The organism is Janthinobacterium sp. 64 (genome assembly GCF_002813325.1).
In the GTDB taxonomy this organism is placed as follows: Bacteria; Pseudomonadota; Gammaproteobacteria; order Burkholderiales; family Burkholderiaceae_D; genus Janthinobacterium.
The window spans coordinates 4170238-4182324 of record NZ_PHUG01000001.1; the positions used below are offsets into that span (position 1 = coordinate 4170238).

General features: G+C 61.2%; 9 protein-coding genes. 4 read left to right on the forward strand and 5 right to left on the reverse strand.

Annotated elements, in window-relative coordinates:
* Nucleotides 1-20: 20 nt before the first annotated feature.
* The 4 genes from CLU91_RS18300 to CLU91_RS18315 are packed head-to-tail and all read right to left on the reverse strand — an operon-like array spanning nt 21 to nt 4638.
* The gene (locus CLU91_RS18300; protein WP_100875296.1) at nt 21-1256 is read right to left on the reverse strand and encodes an ABC transporter permease; all 1236 of its coding nucleotides are present in this window, start codon (nt 1254-1256) and stop codon (nt 21-23) included.
* Nucleotides 1257-1286: 30 nt separating this feature from the next.
* Entirely contained in the window at nt 1287-2597 is a 1311-nt protein-coding gene (locus tag CLU91_RS18305; RefSeq protein WP_100875297.1) for an ABC transporter permease, read from the reverse strand.
* 9 nt (nt 2598-2606) lie between these two features.
* Entirely contained in the window at nt 2607-3335 is a 729-nt protein-coding gene (locus CLU91_RS18310; RefSeq protein ID WP_100875298.1) for an ABC transporter ATP-binding protein, read from the reverse strand.
* Between the two features lie 37 nt (nt 3336-3372).
* On the reverse strand, nt 3373-4638 hold the full coding sequence (locus CLU91_RS18315) for an efflux RND transporter periplasmic adaptor subunit (protein WP_100875299.1): 1266 nt from the start codon (nt 4636-4638) through the stop codon (nt 3373-3375).
* A gap of 243 nt (nt 4639-4881) precedes the next feature.
* On the opposite strand from CLU91_RS18315, the gene CLU91_RS18320 reads away from it, so the two are divergent.
* Nucleotides 4882-6468 carry a MutS-related protein gene (locus CLU91_RS18320; RefSeq protein WP_232730794.1) on the forward strand — a complete coding sequence of 529 codons (1587 nt, stop codon included), beginning with the start codon at nt 4882-4884 and terminating at the stop codon, nt 6466-6468.
* Nucleotides 6469-6477: 9 nt separating this feature from the next.
* Here CLU91_RS18320 and CLU91_RS18325 read toward each other — a convergent pair whose 3' ends face one another.
* Entirely contained in the window at nt 6478-8415 is a 1938-nt protein-coding gene (locus CLU91_RS18325) for a phosphoethanolamine transferase (RefSeq protein WP_198521358.1), read from the reverse strand.
* A gap of 425 nt (nt 8416-8840) precedes the next feature.
* Between CLU91_RS18325 and rpsL the strand changes: the two genes are divergently transcribed.
* From rpsL to fusA, 3 genes are all read left to right on the forward strand, one after another.
* Nucleotides 8841-9224, forward strand: coding sequence for a 30S ribosomal protein S12 (gene rpsL / locus CLU91_RS18330; RefSeq protein ID WP_010394376.1), 384 nt, complete (start codon nt 8841-8843; stop codon nt 9222-9224).
* 152 nt (nt 9225-9376) lie between these two features.
* Complete coding sequence (rpsG, locus tag CLU91_RS18335; protein ID WP_010394377.1) at nt 9377-9847, forward strand: 30S ribosomal protein S7; 471 nt, start codon at nt 9377-9379, stop codon at nt 9845-9847.
* 108 nt (nt 9848-9955) lie between these two features.
* On the forward strand, nt 9956-12061 hold the full coding sequence (gene fusA / locus CLU91_RS18340; protein ID WP_100875301.1) for an elongation factor G: 2106 nt from the start codon (nt 9956-9958) through the stop codon (nt 12059-12061).
* Nucleotides 12062-12087: the final 26 nt, after the last annotated feature.

The following is a 12087-nucleotide window of genomic DNA, read 5'->3' on the forward strand; positions in this document are numbered from 1 at the left end:
CATATCACTCAGGTGCCGGCTCAGGTACTGCGGGTGGCAGTGGCTGGCGAAATGCTGGCCGCGCGCCAGGCCGGGCCGTACACGGCGCCCAGGCCCAGCAGCCAGAAGACGGCCGCGCCACCAAGCAGGTAGGGCAGGGGCAGGCGCGCCATTTCCAGCTGGCTGACCAGCAGCTGGTTCAGCGCCAGGGCCAGCAGCACGCCGGCAGCCACGCCGACGCTGGTGATCATGAAATTCTCCGTCAGGAAGTAGCGCAGGATGTCTACGCGGCGCGCGCCCAGGGCACGCCGCACGCCGATCTGCTTGCGCCGCTGCGTCACCCACAGGCTGGCGATGCCGACGATGCCGCTGGCGGTGACCAGCAGCAGCAGGGCCGAGACCGTGATCAGCATCCACGACATCGCGCGGTCGGCGCGGTAGCGCGTGTCGCGGTCTTCATCGAGTGTGCGCAGGCGCACGATCAGCTTGTCCGGCGTGGCTGCGCGGATGGCCTGCTCGGCGTCTTTCATCACGCGGTCGCGCTGGCCCGCTTCGGCACGGATGGTCAGCAGGGTATCGCCGTCGCCCGTCAGGCGTGCGGGAAACAGCACCGAATACTCTCCTTTGTCACCCACTTCCGCACCCTGGCTCTGCAGCCGCTCGACGACGCCGACGACTTGCAATTGCTGCGCTCCTTCGCCGGTGCCCAGAAAGAGCGGCATGCCCAGCGCACTGCTGCCACCAGGGTGGATTTTCTCGGCCATTGCCCGCGTGACGATGACTTGCGGGGGAAATTCTTCCGTCACGTTCTGGTCGATTTCGACGATCTCGGCTGGCGTGAAGTCGCGTCCTTCCACCAGCGTCAACCCCCAGGTCTTGATCAGGGAATCGGGCGTGATATACACGGCGGCAATGGCGGAACTGTTTTCCTGCTTGCGGCTGGCGGCGAAGCCGCTGTTGCTGCCACTGCGCGACAACGGCACCTGGCTCACCTGCGCTACCGAGACGACGCCCGGCACGGCACGTGCGGCCGCGGCCAGGCGCTTTTGCAGCGCGAGTTCTTCGTTGTGGCCCAGCGGACGCAGGTTGCGCGCCAGCAGGTGGAAGACGTCGCCCTCCGCCGCCACGCCGCTGGGCCGCGCCGCCACTTCCTGGCGCACGTTGACGATATGCAGGGCATTGGCCAGGATGGCCAGGCTCAGGGCTACTTGCACGGCGACCAGGATGGCGCCGGTTTTGCTGCGCATCAGCGCAGACAGGATGGGTCGGATTTCCATGGTGATCCTATTCGTGTGCGGTCGATACTGTCATTGGGATTTGAGCTGGATGGCCGGCGTCACCTGGCAGGCGCGCCAGGTCGGCAGCAGGCCCGCCAGGATCGCTGCGGCCACCGAGATGACGAAGGTCATGGCCAGCATCATCCAGTCCATGTGCGCGGCGACGGTCAGCTGCTTCGACTGCATGCCGATCAGTGCCAGCGCACCGAAGGACAGCAATAGTCCCAACACGCCGCCGGCCAGGCCGATGACGGTGGTCTCGACGAGGAACTGGCGGAAGATATCGCTGCGCGAGGCACCGAGTGCGCGGCGGATGCCCACCTCGGCGGCGCGTACCGAGAACTTGGCCAGCAGCAGGCCGATGGTGTTGACCAGGCACAGGGCCAGAAAGCCGAAGGCCAGCCAGGCCGACAGTTTGTTGTCATTGCCCACCACGCGCAGATGCACCAGCCACTCATCGATGTTGAACAAACGGTTGGGCGCAGCGCGTTTCAGGCGGCCCAGCTTGCGCTGCTCCTGCGCATAGCTGTCGAGGTAATTTTGCAGTTCGCCGCGCTGGCCGTCGTTGGCCATCTCGAACCAGAACTGCATCCACGTGCATTCCGAATCGAGCGTGCCCTGGTAGCCCGGCTCCCGGTTGCCGCTGCAGTTCATGCTGCCGTTATGGCTGGTCTGGTGGCGGATCGCGCTGGTAAACGGGATGAAGTAACTGTCCTCGCTGCCAAAGGCGCCGCTGCCGATGATGCGGTGGATGCGCGGCACGGGTTCCCATGTATCGAGCACGCCCGTGATCTGGTATTGGAAGCCCATGAGCGTCATGCGCTGGCCTACAGGATTGCCGTCGCCGTACAGCTTTTCTGCCAGCTTGCGCGACAGGACGATGACGTCGGCGCCGGCGGCATCGTCGGCTTCGCTCCATGGCTGGCCATGCAGGAAGGGCGTTTCGAACATGGCAAAGAAATCGCGGTAGGCGGCCAGGCCTTGCGACGTGAAGGCGCCGATGTCCTTGCGCTGCGGCTCGATGGCACCGCCCACGCCGAACATGACGCTGCGCCGCTCGCCCATTTTGCTGTTCTGGAAATTGACGGCGTCGCGGTAGCTGAGCTGCTTGTCGCCCGATGTATTTCCCGGTGTATAACCGGAGAGGGAGCCATTGTCGACCAGCGGCACGAACATGCGGCCATTCTTGTGCGGCAGGGGATTGCCCGACATGACATGCAGGATGGTCAGGGTAGAAATGCTGGCGGCCACGCCGATGGCCAGCGTCAGCACCATCAGTGCCGTCAGGGCCGGGTTGCGGCGCAGGCTGCGCAGGCCGAGCAGAAAGTAGTACTGGAACATGGGCGATCCTCAGACAGTGGCGGCGTTGCTGCCGGCCTTGGCCTGGCGGCTGGCCAGCGTCGGCCCCTTGTGCACCAGGTCCGATACCTGGCCGTCGATGATGTGCACATTGCGCTGGCTGCGCAGCGCCAGTTCGGGATCGTGCGTGACCATCAGGATGGTGGTGCCTTGCGCGTTGATGTCTTCCAGCAGTTCCATCACGCCGCGCGCCATCTGCGTGTCCAGGTTGCCCGTCGGTTCATCGGCCAGCAACAGTTTGGGCGAGCCGGCCAGCGCGCGCGCGATGGCCACGCGCTGCTGCTGGCCACCCGACAGTTCGGCCGGATAGTGTTTCATGCGCGACGCCAGTCCCACCTTGGCCAAGGCATCCTCGATGCGTTCGCGCCGCTCGGCGCTGTTGAAGCCCCGGTAGCGCAGCGGCACGTCGACATTGTCGAACAGCGACAGGTCGGGAATCAGGTTGAAGCCCTGGAAGATGAAGCCCAGTTTCTCATTGCGCAGGCGCGAGCGGGCATTGTCGTTCATGCCCTTCACGTTGACGCCGTCGAGGATGTATTCGCCGTCGGTAAATTCTTCCAGCAGGCCAGCGATGTTCAGAAAGCTCGTCTTGCCGGAACCGGAAGGGCCTGTGACGGTGACGAATTCACCTTGCTTGACGTGGATTTCGAAGCCGCGCAGCGCGTGCGTTTCGATCATGTGGGTGCGATAGACTTTGTTCAGATTTTGCATGCGCAGCATGGCGGACCTCTTGATGGAATGGAGTGGATGCAGCTGATTAATTGAGGGAAACGCGGGCCGCGTTCTCGAACGCTTCCGTGCCGGCGACGACCACCTTGTCGCCCAGCTTCAGGCCGCCGAGAATTTCCACGGCCGAGACGCTGGTGGCGCCCATCTTGATGGGCGTGCGCATCGCCACGCCGTCGCGCACGACATAGGCGTAGCGGCCGCCTTCGGCCTCGACGAAGGGGCCGCGCGCCAGCATCAGCACATTCGGTTTTTCATCGATCAGCAAGCGTGCCGTGACGCGCTGGTTCTGGCGCAGGCCGGCCGGCTGTTCGCCGTTGAAGCGCACGCGCGCCAGCACCTGGTTTTTGACCACTTCGGGCGACAGGGCCGAGAGTTTGCCCGTTGCCTTGATGGCGCCCGTTTCGATTTCCGCGCGCATGCCCAGGCCCATGTCGGCGACATACGTTTCCGGCACTTCCAGTTCGACTTCCAGCTGCGACAGGTCGACCAGGGTCATCAGGGCGGTATTGGCTTGCACCACGCTGCGGTTGGCCACCGACAGGGTGCCGATGAAGCCGTTGACGGGCGCGCGCACGGTCAGCTCGTCGACCCGGCGCTGGGCATTGTCGCGGACGAGGCGCTGGCGTTCCAGCTCATTGACCTTGGTTTTCAAGGCCAGCGTCACGTCTTCGCTTTCCAGGCCCGCCGCCTGCGAGGCGTGCTTGCTGCGGATGTCGGCAGAATTCAAGGCATCCCTGGCCTTCTGGTAATCGATCTTGGCGATGATGCCCACCTGCGCCACGCTTTCATAGCGCTCCAGCGTGCGCTGCGCGGACAGGCGTTCGATTTCGGCTGTATCGGCTTCGCGGCGCGCCAGCAGCTTCTGTTTTTTTGCCAGGATCTGCTGGCGCGCCACCTCGGCTTCCAGTTGCTGCACGCTCGATTGCTCGCGCTTCAATGCGTCGGACAGGTCAGGCGATTCCAGCACGGCGAGGATGTTGCCCTTTTTCACCGTGTCGCCGGCCTTGGCCTTCAATGTCACGGTCGCTACCGTTGTCGAATACAGGGTGGGACTGATGGCGGCCACCACGCGGCCATTCACGGCGGCGTCGCGTATCAGGGTGCCGCGCGTGACCTCGGCGATGCGTAGCCGGCTGCTGTTGACGGAATGCTCGCTGTTGCGCCAGCCGGCAACGGCAGCGATGGCGCCGCCGATGACGATGACGGCGCCAGCGAGCAGCAGGGCGCGTTGCTTGTGGCGCTGGCCCGGCGGGGCAGACAGGACGGCATCTTGAGAGGAAGTATCGCGGATCATGGTCAGGTCTCGTGAAGGATGCGTTTTCCAATGCACGATCCGTGCCAGTTATCAAGTCGTTGATTTGAATGGAAAAAGTTTTGGCGTCCGGCTGTCCGCCGTGTCCGCGCTGTCCAGGTGGTGTCCGCGTGCGCGGCAGTGTCGCGGCGTTTGTGCATGGATCTTGATATTCTGGCAATCGACCTGATCTGCGGCCCATGCAGTGATGGCGCGCGGCGCCATGCTGGTCCCCTTCTTTGGAGCATGATGTTGCCTTCGCCCTCCCTTTTTGCCCGTCTGGGTCCCTGGCTGCGCCAGTTTGCCAGCCTGCCCGAGCCGGCGGAACTCGATTATCCATTCGCCGCCAGCGACATCGCCATGCTGCAGCGGATCGAGGGTGGCTTGCCCCAGCTCGATAGCCAGACCTGGGATGAAATGCTGCTCGATGACTACCATCGCCAGCTCGCCGGCCAGACCAGCATTCTTGGCCAACAGCGATTGCATCAGCGCCTGGCCAGCGGCACGGCGGGCGCCGCCTCGCGGGCGCGTATCGCGGCCTTGCTGGCCGCGCCGGCACAGCAGGCGGTGCTCGAGCAAGCCATGCAGCCGCTGCGTACGGCAGACATGGAAGTGGCGGCGCTGCTGTGCGGCGCTGCGCCGCCAGCACCACCGTGGTGGAGCCGCTGGCTGCTGCTGCCGACCCTGGCGCTGTTGGTGTCGCTGCTGGCAGCGTGGCTGTTTGCGCCGCTGGCATGGGCCGTCGCGGTGCCCGTCTGGCTCTTGCTGATGGCGTTGCAGATGCGTTTTTACGACCGTTGCAAACCGTGGGAGCGCAGCGTCTTTACCTTGCAGCAGATACTGCTGGTGCATGGCCGCCTGGGCGCGCTCGATACGGCGTTCACGGCGGACCTGCGCGAAGGTGGGCGGGCAGCCGGCGTGATCAACCGCCAGATCACGCCGGTACGCTGGATCAAGATGATTCCCCTGCTGAGCGAATATGACGACTGGCTCATGCTGGGCAATATCCGGCGCTACTTCCACAGCCTGCGCGTGGTGCGGCGCGAACGCGCCTTCTTGCGCCAGAGTTTCCTGCTGCTGGCCGACCTGGAGGCGGACCTGGCCCTGGCGCGCCACCTGCGCGGTCGCGCACAGTTTTGCTGGGCGCAGCAAGCCGATGCGCGGCAGTTGTCGCTCGACGCCATGGTGCATCCGCTGCTGGAACGCGCCATGCCGCTGTCGCTGCATCTCGATGGCCGTGGCGCCTTCATCTCGGGCCAGAATGCCATCGGCAAGAGTACCTTGCTGCGCGCCGTGGGCCTCAATCTGATCGGTGCGCGCGCTTTCGGCTTTTGCTATGCGCAGGCGGCCCAGGTGCCCATGCTGCCGCTGTATTCGAGCATGCAGAACGAGGACTCGCTCGATGGCGGCGAGAGCCTGTACATCGCCGAGCTGCGGCGCGCGCGCGAATTGCTGGCGCTGGCCGAAGCGGGGGCGCCGGCCTTGTTCCTGATCGATGAGATTTTCCGCGGCACCAATCACCTCGAATCGGTGGCGGCCGCGGCCGCCGTGCTGCACAGCCTGGCCGCAGATCACCTGGTGATCGTCTCGTCGCACAACCTGGTATTGGGGCCGCTGCTGGAAGACTGCCTGGCGCCGTGGTGCGTGCGCCGCGATGAGGCCGGCGCGCTGCTGCTGGCGCCCGGCGTGCTGCAAGCAACAAATGGCATCGCCCTGCTGGCGCAGCGCGGTTTCGACGCCGGTATCGCGGACAAGGCGGGGCGCGTCTTCGACTGGCTCAGCACGCACATGGCGCAGCCGGCCGATTGCGGCGGCGTCCTCGAACGGGCTTGACGGCCGCCCTTACTTGTCCTGCTTTTCCGGCGTGCTCTTGTCGATCACTTCGCGGCAATCGCCGCGGATGATGGCGTTGTCGTAGTTGGTCCAGCCATAGCTGTCGACGTAGCGCTTGTGCTGCCTGAAGCGGGGGCTGGCGATGCTCCATTCGGGCTGTTCGCCGGCAAAGCGGATGTCGCCCAGGTCGAGCAGGGTGTGGAACATGTTTTCCGTCGACAGGCGCGCCTTCTGATGGCGCTTCAGCTGCGTCACCTTGTCCGGATAGTGCTGCTGGAATTGCGGTGAATACCAGACGAAGGCGGGCACGTGGAATTCGAATTGCGTGTTGTGGCCATGGAAGGCCAGGCGGCAGGTGCCGTCGTACAGGGTCTGGCCATGGTCTGCCACGTAGACGAGCGAGCTGCGCAGGGCGGTGCGCTGGCCATCGTCCTTCAGCATGCCGATCACGTTCGACAGGAACCAGTCCGTGTACAGGATGGAACTGTCATAGCTGTTGTTGAGCTGTGGCTTGATGGCCGTGTCCGTGTAGATGGGCTTGTCGACGCCGAACAGCGACGGCTGCCACTTGTCGAACGATTTCGGATAGCGCTGGCTGTAGTTCCAGTGGCTGCCCAGCGTGTGCAGCACGATGAGTTTTTTCGGCGCCGGGTCGGCCAGCGCGTTCTTGAACGGATCGAACAGGATCTGGTCGAAGTTCGAATTGTTGGTGAAGCCGCCCAGGTTCAAAAATTGCACCACGTCCGCTTCCTTGGCAAACACGGACACGGGCGTGTCGAACTGGCCGAACGAAATCTGGTTCGACAGCCAGTAAGTCTTGAAGCCCGCTTCCTTGTAGGCGGTGAGGAAGGATTTTTCCGAGAAGCCATCCTTGAGGCTTTGCGTGGCTGGCTTGCGCGAGATGATGACGGGCACGGACAGGCGCGTGGCGGAAACGGCCGTGATGACGTCGGCCAGCGGTAGCAGGTTGCTTTCCTGTTTCAGCAGGGGATTGGTGTCGCGTTCGTAGCCGTTCAGGCTCCAGCGGTCGTAGCGCGACGATTCGCCGATCACCATGACCACCACTTCCGGGTTGGCATCGGGCTGTTGCTGGTGTGCGCCGAAACGGAAGCTGCTGCTTTTCTGTCCCAGTTCGGCCAGGTACCGACGTTCCTTGTAGAAATCGAAGCCGCGCGCGGCCAGGCCGAAGGGCCAGGAATTGCTGACGGTGTCGAAGGCGTACGGCAGGCGCGCCCAGTGGGGCAGGCTGGGCCAGCCCAGGCCCGTTTCGTCGGCGCCGGCGATGCTGGCGTTCTCCGGCTTGCTGCTTTCCTCGTCTTCTTCGGCCGTGTCGTCGTCGGCCGAGCTGGCGTCGCCGAAGCCGGAGGCGCCCGCCTTGCCGCTGGCCGCCGGCACGCTGGCCTTGGCCTTGGTCTTGGCCGAGGCGGGCGCGCTATGCAGCACCTTGGCCTCGAAACCGAATTCATGGCCATACCACCAGAAGCCTCCCAGCAGGATCAGCAGCACGAAGGCGGCCGGGCGCGTCTTGCCGCGCCAGTCGAGGTCGCGCGTGCGCGTGGCCGCATACCAGCCCAGCGCGCACCAGGCGATCACGCCCAGCATGACGGCGCCCATCAGCCACACTTTTTGTCCGAGGAATTCCATCGCTTCCTTGGGGCTGGTTTCGAAGATGATGCCCAGGTGGTGCGTGGAAATGCCCTGGCCATAGAAGATGAACAGGTAGATTTCCGTCGGCAGGGCCAGGAAGGCGGGCACCAGCAGCCAGTGGAAATACGCGGGGCGCTTGAACACGCTCCAGACGGCCAGCCAGGCCAGCAGCTCGAAGCTGAGCATCTGCCAGGGATGCTCGGGCGCACGGCCCAGCAGCGCGGGGACGAAGGGCACGGCCGTCAGCAAGGCATACGTCAGGAGCAGGAACAGAGTGGCAGGGCGAAGCAAGGAGCGCATAAGGGAGGGCAGCGAAAAATGTCCGCTATTATCAATCCTTTTGTTGTCTTGCGGTCACACAAGAATGTGCGCGCCAGATGCTTGGTGGCAGGGAAAGTATGCCAAATCATCAATCGTTTACGCATGCCGGCATTCGCGCATCGTTGCCAAAGATTAGTCAAAATGCCACAAAAGTGCCGCTTGCTTGCCTTTTTTTATAGCAAAAAGCGGTAAACTGATTGACCCCCTGTAACACAAGGTCTAAACTAGCGAGTTCTCGATTTTATTCTGCTCATCGTTTACGCATTACTTGGCATTTCATGGCCGCTCCTTACCGAGTGGCTGCGGGCGCCTCCGGTGCGCAGTAGATGAAAGTGGGACGAGGTTTTAGTCGCCGGGCATCTTGCCCGGGTTATTAATCGTAGTTTTTTGTTGGATTTATAACGATGCCAACCATCAATCAATTGATTCGCAATCCACGCGTCGCTTTGACCGTGAAGAGCAAATCGCCGGCGCTGGAAAACAGCCCGCAAAAACGTGGCGTTTGCACACGTGTTTACACCACGACTCCAAAGAAGCCTAACTCGGCTCTGCGTAAAGTCGCTAAAGTTCGCCTGACCAATGGTTTCGAAGTCATTTCGTACATTGGCGGTGAAGGCCATAACCTGCAAGAGCATAGTGTTGTGCTGTTGCGCGGCGGCCGCGTCAAGGATTTGCCGGGTGTGCGTTACCACATGGTTCGCGGTGCTCTGGATACCCAAGGCGTTAAAGACCGTAAGCAATCGCGTTCGAAGTATGGTACCAAGCGCGCTAAAGCAGGCAAGAAGTAATAAGTTGTACGCAGCAAACCCAAGTTTCGCTCAGTGGCAACTAGCTAAGTGAATGTAGTCGACCGCATCTGGTCGAGTAAGTGGAAGACTATGATGGTCGTCCGCGAGTGTGCGAAGAACGCGCGCTCAACTGAAGATTGAAAGGAATTGATATGCCACGTCGTCGTGAAGTACCCAAGCGCGAAATTTTGCCAGATCCAAAATTCGGCAACACTGATGTCGCTAAATTTGTAAACGTGCTGATGCTGTCCGGTAAGAAATCGGTTGCAGAAAACATCATCTACGGTGCTTTCGAGCACATCGCAGCAAAATCGGGTAAAGATCCACTCGAAGTTTTTGCTACCGCAATCAACAACGCCAAGCCGTTGGTTGAGGTGAAATCCCGTCGCGTCGGTGGTGCAAACTACCAGGTGCCGGTCGAAGTTCGCCCAGTCCGTCGTATGGCTCTGTCCATGCGTTGGTTGCGTGAAGCTGCTAACAAGCGCAGCGAAAAATCGATGCCACAACGCCTCGGCGGTGAGCTGATGGAAGCGGCTGAAAGCCGCGGCGGCGCGATGAAAAAACGCGACGAAGTCCATCGTATGGCTGAAGCGAACAAAGCGTTCTCGCATTTCCGCTTCTAATATAAAGCCAGCTACCGCAAGGCGGCTGTCAAGCATCTGTTGTTCGAGGCCGGGCTCATTTTTGCAAAAAAATGCTGCTCGGTTTTGTCCATTCATTTAGGATTAATTATGGCCCGCAAGACCCCCATTGAGCGCTACCGCAATATCGGTATCTCCGCTCACATCGATGCAGGTAAGACGACCACCACCGAGCGCGTTCTGTTCTACACGGGCGTGAACCACAAGCTGGGCGAAGTCCATGATGGCGCTGCCACCACCGACTGGATGGCACAAGAGCAAGAGCGCGGTATCACGATTACCTCGGCTGCTGTTACGTGCTTCTGGAAAGGCATGGCTAACAACTTCCCAGCGCATCACATCAACATCATCGACACCCCAGGCCACGTTGACTTCACCATTGAAGTAGAACGTTCGATGCGCGTGTTGGATGGCGCCTGCATGGTTTACTGTGCAGTCGGCGGCGTGCAGCCACAATCGGAAACGGTTTGGCGTCAGGCTAACAAGTACAAAGTGCCACGTCTGGCCTTCGTGAACAAGATGGACCGTACCGGCGCCAACTTCTTCAAGGTCTACGATCAGATGCGTTCGCGCCTGAAGGCCAACCCAGTGCCTATCCAGATGCCTATCGGCGCTGAAGACCTCTTTACCGGTGTTATCGATCTGGTCAAGATGAAAGCGGTCATCTGGGATGACGCTTCGCAAGGCATGAAGTTTGAATACGGCGACATTCCTGCCAACCTGGCTGCTGAAGCTGCCAAGTGGCGCGAAAACATGGTTGAGGCCGCTGCTGAAGCGTCCGAAGAACTGATGAACAAGTACCTGGAAGAAGGCGACCTGTCGGAAGCCGAGATCAAGGCTGCTTTGCGTCAGCGTACCATCGCCAGCGAAATCGTTCCAATGCTGTGCGGTACCGCCTTTAAAAACAAGGGCGTACAAGCCATGTTGGACGCGGTCATCGAGTACCTGCCATCGCCAATCGACATTCCACCTGTCCCAGGTCTGGACGAGGACGAGCAGCCAGTCGAGCGCGCTGCTGACGACAATGAGAAATTCTCGGCATTGGCGTTCAAGATCGCAACCGATCCGTTCGTCGGTCAGTTGTGCTTCATCCGTTGCTACTCGGGTACCCTGAATTCGGGCGACTCGGTGTTGAACTCCGTGAAGCAGAAGCGTGAGCGTATTGGCCGTATCGTGCAGATGCAAGCCAATGAGCGCGAAGAAATCAAGGAAATGCGCGCTGGCGACATCGCCGCCGTTGTGGGTCTGAAAGACACCACCACTGGCGATACGCTTTGCGACGAAAAAGCCAGCGTCGTTCTGGAACGCATGGTCTTCCCTGAGCCAGTGATTTCGCAGGCAGTCGAGCCAAAAACCAAGGCCGACCAGGAAAAAATGGGTCTGGCGCTGAACCGCCTGGCTGCAGAAGATCCATCGTTCCGCGTGCGTACCGATGAAGAATCGGGCCAGACCATCATCGCCGGTATGGGCGAGTTGCATCTGGACATCATCGTTGACCGCATGAAGCGCGAATTCAACGTTGAAGCGACCGTCGGCAAGCCACAAGTGGCTTACCGCGAAACGATCCGTAAAGTGTGCGAAGAGTCGGAAGGCAAATTCGTCAAGCAATCGGGTGGTCGTGGTCAATACGGTCACGTGGTTCTGAAGATCGAACCGCAAGAACCGGGCAAGGGCTTCGAATTCGTTGACGCGATCAAGGGCGGCACCGTTCCTCGCGAATACATCCCTGCAGTTGAAAAAGGTGTGCGCGACACGCTGACTTCGGGCGTGATGGCTGGTTACCCAGTCGTTGACGTGAAAGTCACGCTGTTCTTCGGTTCGTACCATGATGTTGACTCGAACGAAAATGCATTCCGCATGGCCGCTTCGATGGCATTCAAAGATGGCTGCCGCAAAGCATCGCCAGTCATCCTGGAGCCGATGATGGCCGTGGAAGTGGAAACGCCGGAAGACTACGCCGGTACCGTGATGGGCGATCTGTCGTCGCGTCGCGGCATGGTGCAAGGCATGGATGAAATTGCTGGCGGTGGCGGCAAGATCATCAAGGCCGAAGTGCCTCTGTCGGAAATGTTCGGTTACGCTACGTCGTTGCGTTCGTCGACCCAAGGTCGTGCGACTTACACGATGGAATTCAAGCACTATGCTGAAGCACCTAAGCATGTGACTGAAGCGATCGTAAGCTCGAAAGCTAAGTAATAGAAGTTCCGGGCCGGCTTTCACGA